15 protein-coding genes are annotated in these 15,265 nt (G+C 67.7%); 12 read left to right on the forward strand and 3 right to left on the reverse strand.

What is annotated here, in order from left to right; genetic code table 11:
* Nucleotides 1-29: 29 nt before the first annotated feature.
* The 11 genes from CAP40_RS18675 to CAP40_RS18725 all read left to right on the forward strand — a co-directional run bounded on the left by CAP40_RS18675 (nt 30) and on the right by CAP40_RS18725 (nt 11,781).
* Nucleotides 30-638, forward strand: coding sequence for an outer membrane protein (locus tag CAP40_RS18675; protein ID WP_086131072.1), 609 nt, complete (start codon nt 30-32; stop codon nt 636-638).
* Nucleotides 639-802: 164 nt separating this feature from the next.
* On the forward strand, nt 803-1,477 hold the full coding sequence (locus tag CAP40_RS18680; protein WP_086131073.1) for a response regulator transcription factor: 675 nt from the start codon (nt 803-805) through the stop codon (nt 1,475-1,477).
* Nucleotides 1,474-2,811: a HAMP domain-containing sensor histidine kinase gene (locus CAP40_RS18685; protein ID WP_086131074.1), complete on the forward strand. Its 1,338-nt coding sequence runs from the start codon at nt 1,474-1,476 to the stop codon at nt 2,809-2,811. Before CAP40_RS18680 ends, CAP40_RS18685 begins: the two co-directional genes overlap by 4 nt.
* 56 nt (nt 2,812-2,867) lie before the next feature.
* Nucleotides 2,868-3,251: a hypothetical protein gene (locus CAP40_RS18690; RefSeq protein WP_086131075.1), complete on the forward strand. Its 384-nt coding sequence runs from the start codon at nt 2,868-2,870 to the stop codon at nt 3,249-3,251.
* Between the two features lie 84 nt (nt 3,252-3,335).
* Nucleotides 3,336-3,794, forward strand: coding sequence for a hypothetical protein (locus tag CAP40_RS18695; protein ID WP_086131076.1), 459 nt, complete (start codon nt 3,336-3,338; stop codon nt 3,792-3,794).
* 22 nt (nt 3,795-3,816) lie between these two features.
* Complete coding sequence (locus CAP40_RS18700) at nt 3,817-4,488, forward strand: hypothetical protein (RefSeq protein WP_086131077.1); 672 nt, start codon at nt 3,817-3,819, stop codon at nt 4,486-4,488.
* Nucleotides 4,489-4,589: 101 nt separating this feature from the next.
* The gene (locus CAP40_RS18705; protein ID WP_179188366.1) at nt 4,590-5,591 is read left to right on the forward strand and encodes a polysaccharide deacetylase family protein; all 1,002 of its coding nucleotides are present in this window, start codon (nt 4,590-4,592) and stop codon (nt 5,589-5,591) included.
* On the forward strand, nt 5,588-6,142 hold the full coding sequence (locus tag CAP40_RS18710; RefSeq protein ID WP_256924373.1) for a GNAT family N-acetyltransferase: 555 nt from the start codon (nt 5,588-5,590) through the stop codon (nt 6,140-6,142). The genes CAP40_RS18705 and CAP40_RS18710 overlap by 4 nt, the downstream gene beginning before the upstream one ends.
* Nucleotides 6,142-7,293, forward strand: a complete 1,152-nt coding sequence (locus tag CAP40_RS18715; protein ID WP_179188367.1) for a serine hydrolase — start codon at nt 6,142-6,144, stop codon at nt 7,291-7,293. The genes CAP40_RS18710 and CAP40_RS18715 overlap by 1 nt, the downstream gene beginning before the upstream one ends.
* Before the next feature lie 10 nt (nt 7,294-7,303).
* Nucleotides 7,304-8,515, forward strand: coding sequence for a serine hydrolase (locus CAP40_RS18720; protein WP_086131081.1), 1,212 nt, complete (start codon nt 7,304-7,306; stop codon nt 8,513-8,515).
* Nucleotides 8,516-8,745: 230 nt separating this feature from the next.
* Entirely contained in the window at nt 8,746-11,781 is a 3,036-nt protein-coding gene (locus CAP40_RS18725) for a TonB-dependent siderophore receptor (protein ID WP_086131082.1), read from the forward strand.
* A gap of 161 nt (nt 11,782-11,942) precedes the next feature.
* On the opposite strand, the gene rnhA is transcribed toward CAP40_RS18725, so the two are convergent.
* From rnhA to ispH, 3 genes are all read right to left on the reverse strand, one after another.
* Nucleotides 11,943-12,380 carry a ribonuclease HI gene (gene rnhA, locus CAP40_RS18730; protein ID WP_086131083.1) on the reverse strand — a complete coding sequence of 146 codons (438 nt, stop codon included), beginning with the start codon at nt 12,378-12,380 and terminating at the stop codon, nt 11,943-11,945.
* Nucleotides 12,380-13,348 (reverse strand): homoserine kinase, encoded by a 969-nt coding sequence (gene thrB / locus CAP40_RS18735; RefSeq protein ID WP_086131084.1) that lies wholly within the window; start codon nt 13,346-13,348, stop codon nt 12,380-12,382. Before thrB ends, rnhA begins: the two co-directional genes overlap by 1 nt.
* A gap of 87 nt (nt 13,349-13,435) precedes the next feature.
* Nucleotides 13,436-14,389, reverse strand: a complete 954-nt coding sequence (gene ispH, locus CAP40_RS18740; RefSeq protein WP_086131085.1) for a 4-hydroxy-3-methylbut-2-enyl diphosphate reductase — start codon at nt 14,387-14,389, stop codon at nt 13,436-13,438.
* Between the two features lie 108 nt (nt 14,390-14,497).
* Between ispH and CAP40_RS18745 the strand changes: the two genes are divergently transcribed.
* Nucleotides 14,498-15,145 carry a hypothetical protein gene (locus tag CAP40_RS18745; protein ID WP_179188368.1) on the forward strand — a complete coding sequence of 216 codons (648 nt, stop codon included), beginning with the start codon at nt 14,498-14,500 and terminating at the stop codon, nt 15,143-15,145.
* Nucleotides 15,146-15,265 lie beyond the last annotated feature (120 nt).

Here is a 15,265-nt window from a genome sequence, read left to right on the forward strand (position 1 = left end):
GGTTCCTGTGAGACCGGAGGGAAAATTCGATGAAGCGTATCTGTGTACTGATCGGCGTCTTGGCGGCAATTCCCGGGACCGCCTTCGCGCAATCGGGAGGCGATGCGACGTTTAGCGGCGTCAAGGCCGGCGTTTCGATCGACTATCGCTGGAATGACGGCGACTATTCCCTGCCGCGGATCGCTTCGCGCATCGACCAGAGCAAGGGTGGCATCGGCTTTCGCGGCCATGTCGGCTATGATGCGCAACTCGGCGATCTGCTGGTGGTCGGTGCCGAGGCCGGGATCGGCAAGGGCGGCAAGACCCTGACCGCCGAAAGCCCCACGGGCGACTATGCGTTGAAGCCGGGCTGGACCTGGGACGCCTCCGGCCGCGCGGGCATCCTGCCCGCCCCGAACGTCCTGCTGTACGGCCGAGCCGGCTATAGCTGGCTGCGCGTGCGGGAAACGACCGATTTCCGCGCGACCAATCTCAAGGATCTCCGCACCAGCGGGACCGAGAAGGGCTTTCTTTGGGGTGCCGGCATCGAAGCCGGGGTCACGCCGGGAGTGTATGCACGCGCGGAATATAACCGTGCGAATTATCGGGATGGGCTGACGGCCTCGAATGTCCGACTGGGTCTATCGGTCGGCTTCTAACTTGCCCCGAGGGCGGACGGAGGAGAGACCGTCTGTTCTCAACCCGAGGACGGGCGGTCTTGTCGGCCGTCCGTCCTCACCCCGTCTGGCGCTTGGCGCCCGGGGGCTTCGATGGCAAACCCGGCACATCGTCGGCGGACCAGGCAGCGGCAGGAAGAGGCGTAGTGCGTATATTGCTGGTCGAGGACGAAGCCGAGTTGGCGGGCGCGATGCGGACGGTCCTGGAACGCGAAGGCTATGTCGTCGATCATGTCGCCGGCCTCGCCGATCTGCGCGAGGCGGCGCGTCTCGCCAACAGCGATGTCGTCCTGCTCGATCGCGCGTTGCCCGACGGGGACGGCGTCGAGGCGATCGCGGAACTCAGGCAATGGATCCCCGGCGTTCCGGTGATCGTGATCACCGCTCGCGCCGAGGTCGAGGATCGCGTCTCGGGCCTGGATCTCGGCGCCGACGATTATCTTGCCAAGCCGTTCGCGATGGAGGAACTCCTCGCCCGCATCCGCGCGATCCGGCGGCGGCCGGCCGCGTTGCCGCTCAACGAAGTGCAGGTGGGCGAACTGGTCTATGACATGGCGCATGACGAGGCGCTGGTGCGCGGCGTGCGGCTCGACCTGCCGCGCCGTGAATTGCGGGTGCTCGCAGCGCTGATGCGGCGGCGGGGGCGAACGGTGCTGCGCACCGCGCTTGAGGACGCCGTCTACGGCTTCGACGACGAGATCCAGTCGAACACGCTCGATTCGCACATCTCGCGCCTGCGCAGGCGGCTTGCGGAAGCTGATGCGGAGGTTCAGATCCATACCATTCGCGGCGTCGGCTATCTGCTGCGCCATTGCCCATGAGCGCGTCGCGGCCGGTGCCGCTCAAACGTCAGCTGGTCGTCCGCCTGCTCGCCTTCCAGATCTCGATCCTGCTGGTCTTCAGTGCGGCGTTCGTCGCCTATCTCATCCGCGCCGACGACGGCGGTGCGCTGATCGACTCCAACTTCGCCGAAGTGGCGGTGCGCGCGATCCGGCGCGACGCCGACGGCCAGCTTCGCCTGGTCAAGACACGGGACCTCGAGGCCTTGCGAGCGAGCACGCCGGACATGTGGTTCGTGGCGCGGAGCGATCGCGGCGAACTGATCGCGTTCGGCAAGATGCCTTCGCTCTACCTGCCGATCGCGCACAATCTCGATCGCATCACCTTCGCCGATATCCGGGACACCTCGCCGCCGTTTCGCGACATCGCCGTGGTGCGTCGCGCGTCCGGGCCCGCCGGCGCATTCACCGTGCTCGGCAAGGGCGGGCTGTTCAGCATGACCTTCGTCGTGCTCTTCCTGTCGAACCTGATGATGATCCCGGTGCTCAGCCTGTTGGCGGTGATCACGATCGTCGTCACGCCGCTGATCATCCGGCGCGCCTTTCGCCGGCTTTCCATTGCCGCCCGGCAAGCGGGGCGGATAGACATTGACCGGCGCGGCACCAGGCTGTCGCCGGAAGGGCTTCCGGCGGAAGTCGTGCCGTTGATCGAGTCCATGAACGGCGCGCTCTGCCGGCTCGACGAAGGCTATGACCGGCAGCAGCGCTTCATCGTCGATGCGGCGCATGAACTGCGCACGCCCATTGCGATATTGCAGGCCAAGATCGAGGCTTCGGCCGATGTCCCCCTGGTATCGCGGCTGCAGCGCGACGTCGCCCGCCTGGCGACGCTGGCCGAGCAACTGCTCGATCTGCAAAGGCTGGAGCGCTTCGCTCCTCTCCGCGAGGGCGTGGACCTCGGCCAGATCGCGCGCGGTGTCGCCGCCGATATCGCGCCGCTGGTGATCACCGGGGGCGGCGATCTGGAGGTCACCGATCTGGGCGGCAGGCCGGTGCGGGGGGATCCCGCCGCCATCGAGCGCATGCTGGCGAATCTCATCCAGAACGCGGTCGATCATGGCGGGCGGAACGTGATCGTGCGCGTCGAGGGGGAGGCCATCGAAGTCGAGGACGATGGCCCCGGCATTCCCGTGGAGGAGCGCGACCGGGTGTTCGACCCGTTCCACAGGCTGCGCGCGCGCGAGACCGGCTCCGGCCTGGGGCTCAATCTCATCCGCCAGGTCATGACGCTGCACGGCGGCGCGGCCTATGCGCTGGAGGCGCCGGCCGGCGGAACGATCATGCGGCTCGAATTTGTCGAGAGCGCGCAAGGTTGACGCAAGCTTCGGACGAAAGACCCGGATGCGAGTGATCGAGCTTCCGGAGAGTGCGCATGCCGTTTCGTTTCTTCGTTCCTGCCCCGCGCCAGGCCGCGCATGGGGCCGGCTTGATGGCGTTGGCGGTGGCGCTGCAGGGGTGCTCGGCGGACATCATGCGCGGCTATATCGGCCGGCCGCCGGAGGCGGTGATGGCGCGCTATGGCCCACCGGTGGACGTGCGCGATCTTCCCGACGGGCGCCGCGCCTATCAGTGGATGGAAGTAGAGACGACCACCAGCGGCGGCAGTGAGACGACCACGTACGAGAGGGGGCGGCGGCGCACCGAATACACGCCGACGACCACCCAGCAGAAGCGCTGCTTCTATACCTTCTATGCCAACCGGACCTCGCGAGGCTGGCGGATCGACAGCTATCTCGACCCCGAGCTCGGCTGCTGACCCGGCCCGCGCCAGACTGACGCAATGTCGATCGGCTTTACTCTGCCCGCGCCCGGCAAGGGTGCGTGTCGAGGAGTGAATGGCATGGTGGCGAAACTTGGCCGAACGGCCCTGATGTTTGGCGCGGCCGCCTATCTGGCGGCTGCCATGCCCGCCGCCGGGCTGCCGGCAGTTGTGCAGGACGAGCGCCGCGGCGACTGGCACGGCGATGGCGGCTGGGACCGGCCGCGTTGCGACTGGCGCGAGGGTCGCGACCGGATCCGGTGCGAACGGGATCAGGGGCGCTGGGAGCGCGAGCGCGAGGATCGCTGGCGGCGCGAAGCGGATCGCAAGCGGCGCGACGATGACCGGGCTAAGGGCGTGGCCGCCGGCGTCATCGGCACCGCGCTGGTCGGCGGACTGATCGTCGCGCTCGCCAGCGACAGCAAGAAAAAGAAGAAGGCGCGCGAGCGCGAGCGCTACTGCATCGAACGCTACGGCAATTACGACGAGCGCAGCGACACGTATCGCGACCGCGACGGCCGCAGCTACCCCTGCACCTAATCCCGACGAGACGGAGGCTGCGATGTCCTTCCTGCTTCTGGCGGCGGCGCTGAGCGCGGCCTCCGGCCCGGGCGCGCCCGTGGATTGCGCCGGCTATTATTACTTTGCCGATGGCCGCAGGATCGAGACGGTGACCCTGGATGCGCGGGGATCGGTCAAGAACCGCAAGCTGATGACCGTGCGCGCGGGGCAGGTCGGGCCGCGCTCGGCCACGGCGCTGCTCACGACCCGCAGCCTCGACACCCGCGAGCCCGCCACCACCAGCGAGGCGCGCTGCGAGAATGGCGATCTGCTGCTCGACCTCACCGGCAGCCTGCCCAGCCAGAAGGACACCCTGTCGTCGCGCCGCCCCGTCCTGCTCCGCTATCCCGGCGGCATGCGGGTGGGCGACGCGCTTGAATCGCGTATGGACTTCGATCTGGACGGAGAGACCAAGGGCAAGGCCATGAAGGTCAGGTTCAGCCTCTCGGATCGCCGGGTGCATGCGGTGGAGGCGGTCGACACGCCGCAGGGGCGCAAGCAGGCGTTCGTCATTCGCTCGACGCTCAACGTGTCCTTCCGCGTCATCGGCATCGCGATCCCGATGCGGTACGAGCTGGTGGAGTTCTTCGTGCCCGGGCTCGGGGTGATGCGCACCGAGGCCGAGGAGAAGGGCAAGACGGTCGAGCGGTCCACGGTTCGCTTCCTGAATTGAACCGCGACGACGCCGGCGCAATGTTCACGCAATCCTGGTTCCGGACGGCGGCGTCGGCCGGTGCGCGCGCAGGGACGGATGACGATGAAGGGGGTGCATCGATGAAGACGGGCCTGTGGTACCTGCCGCGCCGGGGAAGCGGCGTGATGGCGGCAATGCTGCTGCTGGTGGCGGCGCATCCGGCGCTGGCCCAGGCGCAGGCGGAAGCCGCGCCGCCGGCCGCCGAGCGCCGGGTGGCGATCACTTTCGACGACCTGCCCTATGTCCATGCGTCGGCACGGGGGGAGGCAGGCGGGGCTCGCGTGGCGGCCGATGCCAATCGCGCCATCGTCGCGGCGCTGAAGCGGCAGCGCGTGCCCGCGACGGGCTTCGTCACGGAGCAGCACGTGCGCGCGCTGGGCGATGCGGGCCCCGCATTGCTTCGCGAGTGGAACCAGGGGCTGCTGGAGCTCGGCAACCACGGTGCGCGCCACGCCGACAGCAACGGCCTGGACATCGACGGCATCGGCCGCGAAGTGATCGACGGCGAGGCGACGATCCGGCCGATGGTCGAGGCGGCGGGCCGCAAGCTCCGCTTCTTCCGATTCCCCTATAATCATGTCGGCGACACGGTGGAGAAGCGGCAGGCCGCGGAAGCGCTGCTGGCCCGGCATGGCTACCGGCTGGCGGCTGCGACGATCGACACGTCCGACTATGTGTTCGACCAGGCCTATGAGCGCGCGCTCAAGGGCGCGGACGACTGGATGCGCCGGCGGATCGAGGAAGCCTATCTCGCGCACAGCCGGACGCAGATCGCTTATTATGCAACGCTCGATCGCACCGTGCTGGGATATGAGCCGCCCGCGATCCTGCTGCTGCATCTCAACCGGCTGAACGCGGCGACCATGGACCGGCTGTTGCGCCTGATCCGCCAGCAGGACTATCGTTTCGTTTCGCTGGACGAGGCGCAGTCGGACCCCGCTTATCGGGAGTCGCCGCGGATCGCGACGAAATATGGCCCGATGTGGGGGTATCGCTGGGCGAAGGAGCGCCAGGTCAAGGTGGATGGGAGCAAGGAGCAGGAGCCGCCCGAATGGGTGGCGCGCTACGCGGAGGGCAAGTGACGGGCAGGAATGTGCGACTCGACGGGGCCGGTTCGCTCCATACCGCCCGGCTGACGCTGCGGCCGGCGCGCACCGACGACCTGGCCGCGCTGCACGCGATACTGAGCGATCCCGTGGCGACGGCCTATTGGTCGCATCCGCCCCATTCCCGCATCGGCGAGTCGGAGGAATGGCTGGCGGCCATGCTCGCCATCCAGGCCGGCGAAGGCGAGGACTTCATCGTCGAGCATGAAGGGGCGGTGATCGGCAAGGCCGGCTTCTACTGCTTTCCCGAGATCGGGCTGATCCTGCATCCGCGAAGCTGGGGCCGCGGTTTCGCGACGGAGGCGCTTGGCGCGGTGCTCGCGCGCGGATTCGAGGTCCACGGACTGCCGGCCGTGACGGCCGATGTCGATCCGCGCAACGCCGCGTGCCTGCGCTTGCTGGACCGGCTCGGATTCCGCGAGACCGGCAGGCGCGAGCGGAGCCTGCTGGTCGGCGCGGAATGGTGCGACAGCGTCGATCTGCTGCTGGAACGCGACGCATTCTTCGTGGCGCAGCGGCTGGCCTGATGCTCCGCATGCTGCTGTCCGGATTGCTGCTGCTGGCGACCGGCTGCACCGCGACCGCCACCTCCCTGTCGCCTCGCGGCGACGCCGCCGCGGCCTATCTGCATGCCACCGGCGCGCCGGGCGTGGTGATCGGCTGGAGCGCGGGCGATGGCCATCCGCAGATCGCCACGGCGGGCACCGCCAGCCTTGCCACCGGCGTGCCGGTCGATCGGCGCACGATCTTCCACATGGCCTCTGTGACCAAGCCGCTGGTCGCCGCGGCGATCCTGCAGCTCGCCGAGCAGGGACGCCTCGACCTGGACGCGTCGCCAACCCGCTATCTGCCCTATTTCCGCTTGGCCGATCCCCGCTTCGCGCAGGTCACGATCCGGCAGATGCTCAATCACACTTCGGGGCTGCCCGATGTCGAGGATTATGAATGGGAGCACCCGCAGACCTCCGACGCGGCGCTCGAGCGCTGGGTGCGCGGCCTGGCCGGGCTGAAGCTGGTGAGCGATCCCGGAGCGGCGGTGCATTACAGCAACCTCGCTTATGACGTGCTCGGCGATGTGATCGCCAAGGCGAGCGGCATGCCGTTCGAATCCTATGTGCGCCGGCACCTGCTGGCGCCGCTCGGCATGCGGCACAGCTCGCTGCTGCTCGCCGAGGTCGATCGCAGCCACCTCGCTGCGCCGCACATGCCGGAAGGCGGGCAGGTGCGGGTGAGCGCGGTCTTCCCCTATAACCGTGTGCACGCGGGCAGCTCGACGCTCTATGCAGACGCGACCGACATGCTGCGCTGGGCGCGCTATTGGGCGGCGCGTCCGGGGCGCGCGAAGGCGCGGCTGCTCTCCGATGCCGGCATCGCCGCGATGCTGAAGCCCAGCGCCGCCGTCGATCGTCCGGACCGGGCGCAATGGCGGCCGGCGATCGGCCTTGGATGGTTCCTGCTGCGGGTGGAGGGGCGGGCGATCGCTTTTCACATGGGGCAGGATGTGGGGTTCACGACCGGGATGATGGTCGAGCCGGGGACCGGCCGGGCCGTGGTGGCGATGAGCAACATCGCCACGGAAGCAGCCGGCGAGCGGATGTTCGACCTGTGCCTGACAATGATGACCGCGATGCAGGCGCCGCCGCCGGCCACACGGTCCGGCTCCTATTCCGGAAGATGAGGCGCAGCATATGAAGCATTGGATGGCCGGGCGGATGGTCCCCGCTCTCGTTATTGCCGGTCTTGCCGTCCAGCCCGTGGCGGCAAGGGACGTGACCCCGGCTGCGGCCAGGCTCGATGCCGCGATGGAGCGGTGGATGCCGGGAATCGTGCGGGCGGAGAAGATCGGGGGCATCGGCATCGCGGTGATCCGCGACGGCCGCCTGATCTGGTCGGGCCATTATGGCGAGCAGGCGCCGGGCGTGCCGACCAGCGCGGACACGGCGTTCAACACCGCGTCTATCGCGAAGACGGTGACGGCGGAGACGTTGCTCGCGCTGGCGGCGGCGCGGCGGATCGATCTGGACGAACCGATCGCCGCCTATGTCCCTTCGCCGGATCTCGCCGGCGACCCGCGCTACAAGCTGCTCACCACGCGCATCCTGCTCTCGCATCGCTCGGGCCTGCGCAACTGGGCCGACGACTATCCCGACGGCAGGCTCGCCTTCGACTGGGCGCCAGGCACGCGCTATCGCTATTCGGGTGCCGGGATCGAACTCGCCGCCCGCTATGCCCAGGCGAGGACCGGGATGACCTTGCGGGCGCTCGCTGCGGAAACCGTGCTGCGCCCCTGGGGCATCGCGCACATGGCGGTGGGCGAGCTGCCGGACTGGACCGCGGGGCGCCTGGCGCTGCCCATGGGCGCGAACGGCCGGTTCCTCGACCTCGCATCGCTGTATCCGGGGCTTCGGGAAGGGACGGGGCTGGGGGCCGCCTATGACCTGATCGCGACGACCGGCGCCTATGGCGCGTTCCTCGAGCGCCTGATCGCCGCATCGCGGCCGGGATCGGCGGTGCGCGATATCCGCGAGAAGATCGTGACTCCGCTTGCCGGCGACGCGCGCTATGGCTGCGAACCCCGCTTCACCCGGCGCTGCCCGGATCGCTACGGCTATGCCTTTGGGTGGCAGGTGCAGCGCTATGGCCGCCATACCGTGCTCCAGCATACGGGCAATGACGAGGGCGAAACCGATCTCGTCTATTTCTCGCCCGATCGGCGCACGGGCGCGGCGATCTTCGTCAACGGCGCGAACGGATGGGTGCCGATCGTCCGCGCCCTCGAGATCATCGGCGACGAGCCGGAACTCGCCGGCTATTATCGCGGACTGGTCGAGAAGCTGCTGCACCGGCGCCTCGAAGCCTTGCCCCGCAAGGCGGGTGCCGGCCGAAGTTCGCCCGGCTGACATCGGCGTCGGATAGGGCGCGTTCCCGAAACCCGTCGCGCCATCTCGTCGGCATGCGGACGAGGTGAAGGGCGATGTCGCGCGCCCGTGCGAAGTCGTCGTCGGCCAATGTCTTTTCAGAAAATTTACGCTTTGCTTTCGAAGTGCTTACGCACAGCGGACGGATCGTAAGCCATAGTTGCCCATCGGCAGGCCCAAAAGGGCCGCGGACTTGAAAAAGGGGTAACTTCGTGCACTTCAGGAACACATTGCGCGCCACTGCCGCGCTTTCGGCGCTTGTGCTCGCTACCGTCCAGGCGCCGGCCGCCCTGGCGCAGGACCGGGCCCAGCCCGGCACCCAGGCCAATCCCGGCGAAGCGCCGACGGTGGATACCGGCGACCAGATCGTCGTCACCGGCTCGCTGATCCGGCGCACCGACACGGAAACGCCGTCGCCGGTAACCGTGCTTTCGGCCGAGACGCTCGAGCAGCGCGGCCTGAACACCGTCACCGAAGCGTTGCAGCGCCTGTCGGCCGGCAATGCCGGCACGATCACCCAGGGCTGGAATGCGAGCGGCAATTTCGCGGCGGGCGCCAGCGCGATCTCGCTGCGCGGCCTCACCGTGCAGGCCACGCTGACGTTGTTCGACGGCCTGCGCATGGCGCCCTATCCGCTGGCGGACGACGGCCAGCGCAACTTCGTCGACCTGAACACCATTCCCAGCGCGATCATCGAGCGCATCGACGTGCTGAAGGACGGCGCCTCGTCGACCTATGGCGCCGACGCGGTGGCCGGCGTGATCAACGTCATCACCAAGAAGGAGATCAAGGGCCTGCACGCCAACGTCTCGGCCGGCATCTCGCAGCGCGGCGATGCGGGCGAGCGGCGTGCCGACCTGACCTGGGGCTATGGCGACCTGAACGACCAGGGCTTCAATTTCTATATCAGCGGCGAATATATGAAGCAGGACCCGCTCTGGGCGCGGGACCGTGGCTATCCGTTCAACACGACGGACTGGAGCCGCATCTGCAACGCCGGCGGCGCCTGCATGAAGAACGGCAACTGGAACGGCATCAATGTCGACGGCTCGGTGAACGGCATGTTCGCCACTCCCAATGTCGCGCTGGTGCGTCCGGTGACGACTCCGGGCGCGGCGGTCGGCGCGGGGCGTTTCTCCTATCTCAACGCCTCGATCGACTGCGGGCGCGCCGCGCGGCGCCAGCTCACCGCCGCCCAGATCGCAAAGCTGGGCTCTGCCCCCGCAAACGGCATCATATGCGAAGGCAACCCGACGGATTATGCGATGCTGCTGCCGGAGACGGAGCGCTTCGGCGTGTCCAGCCGGTTCACCGCCAATATCGGCGATTCGCATCAGTTCTACGCGCAGGCCAACTATTACAAGACCTCGACGCACGCGACGTCCGTGCCGAGGCAGTTCAACTATTTCATGCCGGACCCCACCACCGTGGGCACCTATTATGCGATCCTGCCGGTCTATGTCTGCGCGAGCGGCGTGGGCACGCCCAACGGGCTGAACACGGGCTGCAACGCCACCAACGGCGTGCTCAACCCGCAGAATCCCTTCGCGGCGGCCGGCCAGACCGCGCAGGTCCTGTTCCGCTCGGATCGCGAGCGCTCGGACGACACGGTTTCGCGCACGCTGCGCGGCACGATCGGCCTGTCGGGCCAGATCGCGGGCTTCGACTATTCGGCGAACTTCGTCGCCGCCAATTCGAAGCTCACCCGCACCCAGACCAACTATCTCATCCCCCAGCGCATCATGGACGTGCTGGCGCGCGGCACCTTCAACTTCGTGAACCCGTCCGCGAACCCGCAGAGCGTCTGGGACTATATCATGCCGAAGGCGAGCACCATTTCGAGTTCGGACCTGTGGCAGGCGACCGCGAACCTGTCGCGGCACGTGTTCGACCTGCCGGGCGGCGGCGTGGATGCGGCGGGCGGCATCTCCTATCGCTATGAATCGATCGAAGCGCCGAGCGCCAATCCGGGCAACGACGCGCATCCCTGGGAGCGCTATTACGACATCAACGCGGTCGGCACCTCGGGCAGCCGCAAGGTCTTCTCCGCCTTTGGCGAAATCCAGGCGACCGCGCTGGAGAAGATCGAGCTGAACCTCTCGGGCCGTTACGACAGCTATTCGACCGGACAGAAGAACTTCTCGCCCAAGGTCGGCGCCAAGTTCACGCCGATCCGCGCCCTGGCGATACGCGGCACCTGGTCGAAGGGCTTCCGCATCCCCAGCTTCAACGAAGCCTTCGGCCTGCCGACCACCGGCTTCGTGACCCGTGGCGGCGGCACCTTCTGCCAGACCTATGCGAGCTTCTGCGCGGCGCATGGCAACAACGCCTATGCGACTCAGCAATTCTCTCTGGGGCTCACCAATGTCGGCAATCCGGCGCTGCGTCCGGAGAAGTCGGAAAGCCTCACCGCCGGCCTGATCTTCGAGCCGATCCGCGGCCTGAGCTTCACGGTCGATTTCTGGCGGATCAAGGTGAAGGACCAGATCGTCGGCGTGAACAACACGGCGCCGGTGCTCGATGCCTATTATCGCAACAACGGCGTGGTGAACATTCCGGGCTTTATCGTCCGGCCCGGCCCGGTGGACGCGGCCAATCCCAATGCGCTGCCGCATATCGGCACTATCCAGGCGTCCTATGCCAATGCGAACAACCAGGTCGTCCAGGGCATCGACGCCGGCTTCAACGCGAATCTGAAGCTGGCCGAGGGCCTGCGCTGGATCAGCTCGCTCGAAGTCTCGTACCTCGACAAGAACCATCTGACGCTGGTCGACTCGATCACCGGCGTGGCGCAGCCCCCGCAGCGCTACGAGGACACGCTCAGCCCGTGCAACAACACCTCATGCTCGGGTTCGCCGCGCTGGCGCGCCAGCTGGCAGAACACGCTCCAGCTCGGCGGCACCAGCGTGACGGCCACGGCCTATTACACCGCCGGCTATCACGTGTCGCAAGTCGATATGGGCGCCACGCCCTTCGACTGCGCGAGCGCGGTCGAGCATGGCGCCGTGACCTATGGCGATGGCACGCCGGTGCAGTGCCGCTCGAAGGGCATCTGGAACGTCGACCTGACGCTCCAGCACAGGATCAACGACAATTTCTCGCTGTCGCTGAACGTCCTCAACCTGCTCGACACCAAGCCGCCCTTCGATCCGAACGCTGCCTATAGCCTCTTCGGCTACAACCCGGCCTGGGCCGGCCCCAACATCATGGGCCGCTATTTCCGCGTCGGGGCGAAGATCGATTTCTGATCCGATCAGCCAGGCCCCGAGGCGCTGGTCGATTGCAACTTCGCAGTGTCTCATCACTTCGGGCGGCCCTACGGGGCCGCCTGCTTTTTCGCCTGCCGGTCCCGTGAGAGGCGCTGGAGCCTGGTCGATCACGGCACGTCGCGGGCTGCGCCGCCAGGGCGTCAGGCCGCGATCGCCGCGTCGCTCGCCAGCTTGTCGGCACGCTCATTGTCGGGATGGCCGGCATGGCCCTTCACCCACACCCATTCCACCCGGTGCGGCTTGGCGGCGGCGAGCAGTTCCTGCCACAGGTCGGCGTTCTTCACCGGCTTCCTGTCGGCGGTCTTCCAGCCATTCTTCAGCCAGCCATGGATCCACTTGGTCAGGCCGTCCATCACATAGCGGCTGTCGGTCGACAGGGTGACGCGGCAGGGGCGCTTGAGCGCGCCCAGCCCCTGGATCGCCGCCATCAGCTCCATGCGGTTGTTGGTGGTGTGCTTCTCGCCGCCCGAGAGTTCCTTCTCGACGCCGCCCATGCGCAGCACCACGCCCCAGCCGCCCTTGCCCGGGTTGCCCTTGCACGCGCCATCGGTGGCGATCTCGACATGTTGCAATTCCATCAGGCAAGCGTCCTTAGACGGCTCCCGAGGTCGCTGTCATAGGTTTTCACGCGCCGCCAGAAAGCGAGCGGATCCTTGCGCGTCACCAGCGCGTCCACGGGCGTATTGAGCCAGTCCCAGGCCCGCGACAGGGTGAAGCGGATGCAGGCGCCGGTCGCCAGCACCGGGAATTCCACCTGTTCCAGGTCGCTGAGCGGAAAGCTTTGCGAATAGCCCTGGATCAGCGCCTCGCCGACCGGCTTGTCGTGCGCGCGGCCGCTGGCGTCGAACGACCAGGCGGCGTGCATCACGGCGAGATCGTAGACGCGGACATCGGTACAGGCAAAATAGAAGTCGATCAGGCCGGTCACTCGATTGCCGAGCATCAGCACATTGTCGGGGAAAAGATCGGCATGGATCGCGCAGCGGTCCATATGGTCGCCGGACCATGCGGAGCGGACGTCGTCGAGGGCGAAGCCGATATCGTCGTAGAGGCCGGGCGCGATCTCGTCGAGGCTGCGGCCGCAGCGCTCGAACAGCGGCAGCCAGGTGTCGAAGCCCATCGAGTTCGGCCGGTCGAGCGGGAAGTCGGCCGCGGCTGCGTGCATCCTGCCCATCGCCTCGGCGGCGGCGTGTGCCTGGGCCGGTGTCGGGTGCGACACGGAGACGCCGGACAGGAACTGGATCAGGCAGGCCGGCCGGCCCTCCAGTTCGTGGATCAGCGTGCCCTCGCGATCGGGCACCGCGGGCGGCACCGGCAGGCCCTTGCCCGCCAGATGATCGAGCAGCGCCATGAAATAGGGCAGGTCGCCGGCGGCGACGCGCTTCTCGTAGAGCGTCAGGATGAAGCGGCTCTTCGTCGTGTCCACCAGATAGTTGGAATTCTCCACGCCCTCGGCGATGCCCTTGGCCGAGACGAGTTCGCCGACGTCGAACCTGTCGAGGAACGCGCTCAGCGCCTCCGCCGAAACCTGCGTATAGACTGCCACATTTCCCCCCTCGTCATCCCCGCGGACGGGGCGACCCATCTCCTGCCGGCGCCCCGCGCACAACCGCAGTTGTGCTTGGGGCGTGCATCAAGCCGCTTCCAGTCCGCGCGGCAGCTTGAAGGTGACGTTCTCGGGTACCGTTTCCACTTCGCGCTCGCTCACCTCGAAGCGCTCGGACAGCTTGTCGACCAGCTCGCGGACCAGCAGCTCGGGGGCCGAGGCGCCCGCACTCACGCCGACCGTGCCCACCCCGGCGAACCATTCCCAGTCCACGTCCTCCGCGCGCTGGATCAGATGGGCGGTGGTGCCCTGCCGCTCGGCGACCTCGACGAGGCGGAGCGAGTTGGACGAGTTCCGGCCGCCGATGATCAGCACCAGGTCGACCGACGAGGCGATCGCCTTCACCGCGCCCTGACGGTTGGTGGTCGCGTAGCAGATGTCGTTCGGACCGGGGGCGAGGATGTCCGGGAAGCGGCGCTGGAGCACCGCCAGCGTCGCCGCCGTATCGTCCACCGAAAGCGTGGTCTGGGTGAGGAAGGCGAGGTTGGCGGGGTCGGAGACCCGCACGGCCTCGGCATCGGCCGGCGTCTCCACCAGCGTCATCGATCCCGCGGGCACCTGGCCGAAGGTGCCGATCACTTCCGGGTGGCCGGCATGGCCGATGAACAAGATGTGCCGCCCGGCGGCGACCAGCCGCTCGGCCTGGCGATGGACCTTGGAGACGAGCGGGCAGGTGGCGTCGAGATATTCGAGGCCGCGCTCCTCCGCCTTGGCCGGCACCGCCTTGGGCACGCCGTGCGCGGAGAAGACCACCGGCACGTCGTCGGGCACCTGGTCGAGCTCCTCGACGAAGATCGCGCCCTTCGCCTTCAGGCTGTCGACCACATATTTGTTGTGCACGATCTCGTGGCGCACATAGACGGGCGCGCCATATTTCTCGATCGCCAGCTCGACGATGCGAATGGCACGGTCGACGCCGGCGCAGAAGCCGCGGGGCGCTGCGATCAGCAGCTCGAGGACGGGTTTTACAGGGTCTGCCATAGTTCCGCCTCGCACCTACGCGATTGCTTGCGCGGGCTCAACGCGGTTCCTATGCTGCGCGCCGTTTTGGACCCCATCTGGTCCCGTGTGTTTGAAAGGGTTTCCGTCTTGGTCCGCAACCTCGCCGTTTTCGCTCTGATCCCGCTCGCGCTCGGCGCATGCAGCCGTACCGGCGAAATCGATGCCAATGGCGGGGGTGCCGGCGTCACGGCGGTGCGCTCGGCCTGCCCGCACGTCGCGATTCCGGCCGGCACCGGCGACATGACCATCTTCAACCCGGCGACCAGCCGCGAGTCGAGCGCGATCGACGTCAACGCGGTGATGACCAACGTCACTTCGACTTGCGACGATGCCGGCCCGCAGGTCGTCACCACGGTCAATTTCGACGTGCTGGCCCGCCGCCAGAGCGCCGATGGCCCGCGCGACGTGAGCTTCCCGTATTTCGTGACGGTGGTGCGCGGCGGCACTTCGGTGGTCGCCAAGCGGATCAACCGCGTCACCGTGCATTTCGAGCCGGGCCAGTTGCGTGCCCAGACCAGCGGCACCGCCACCACTTATGTCGACCGCACCGCGGCGACGCTGCCGGACGAGGTCCGCAAGCGCCTGACCGAGAAGCGCAAGGCCGGCGAGCAGGCGGCGGCGATGGATCCGCTGGCCGATCCCTCGATCCGCGGCGCAGTGCTCTCGGCCACGTTCGAGGCGCTGGTCGGCTTCCAGCTGACCGAGGACCAGCTGAAGTACAACGTCACGCGATGACTTCCTCCCCTCCCTGGAAGGGAGGGGATCGAGGAGTGGGTAGGGGCCTGGTGATACGGCGTCGTATCGCCGGGCCTTTCCGTGTTGCGAGCATTCCACCCACCCCCTGCTCCTCCCTTC

The organism is Sphingomonas sp. IBVSS2 (genome assembly GCF_002127225.1).
Taxonomy (GTDB): Bacteria; Pseudomonadota; Alphaproteobacteria; order Sphingomonadales; family Sphingomonadaceae; genus Sphingomonas.

What these genes read in the sequence shown, in the direction of transcription:
- ispH (WP_086131085.1), bottom strand. Translation starts at nt 14,389, where the DNA reads ATGGCAGACCCTGTAAAACCCGTCCTCGAGCTGCTGATCGCAGCGCCC.
- CAP40_RS18695 (WP_086131076.1), top strand. Translation starts at nt 3,336, where the DNA reads ATGGTGGCGAAACTTGGCCGAACGGCCCTGATGTTTGGCGCGGCCGCC.
- CAP40_RS18675 (WP_086131072.1), top strand. Translation starts at nt 30, where the DNA reads ATGAAGCGTATCTGTGTACTGATCGGCGTCTTGGCGGCAATTCCCGGG.
- CAP40_RS18690 (WP_086131075.1), top strand. Translation starts at nt 2,868, where the DNA reads ATGCCGTTTCGTTTCTTCGTTCCTGCCCCGCGCCAGGCCGCGCATGGG.
- rnhA (WP_086131083.1), bottom strand. Translation starts at nt 12,380, where the DNA reads ATGGAATTGCAACATGTCGAGATCGCCACCGATGGCGCGTGCAAGGGC.
- CAP40_RS18715 (WP_179188367.1), top strand. Translation starts at nt 6,142, where the DNA reads ATGCTCCGCATGCTGCTGTCCGGATTGCTGCTGCTGGCGACCGGCTGC.
- CAP40_RS18685 (WP_086131074.1), top strand. Translation starts at nt 1,474, where the DNA reads ATGAGCGCGTCGCGGCCGGTGCCGCTCAAACGTCAGCTGGTCGTCCGC.
- CAP40_RS18705 (WP_179188366.1), top strand. Translation starts at nt 4,590, where the DNA reads ATGAAGACGGGCCTGTGGTACCTGCCGCGCCGGGGAAGCGGCGTGATG.
- CAP40_RS18700 (WP_086131077.1), top strand. Translation starts at nt 3,817, where the DNA reads ATGTCCTTCCTGCTTCTGGCGGCGGCGCTGAGCGCGGCCTCCGGCCCG.
- CAP40_RS18720 (WP_086131081.1), top strand. Translation starts at nt 7,304, where the DNA reads ATGAAGCATTGGATGGCCGGGCGGATGGTCCCCGCTCTCGTTATTGCC.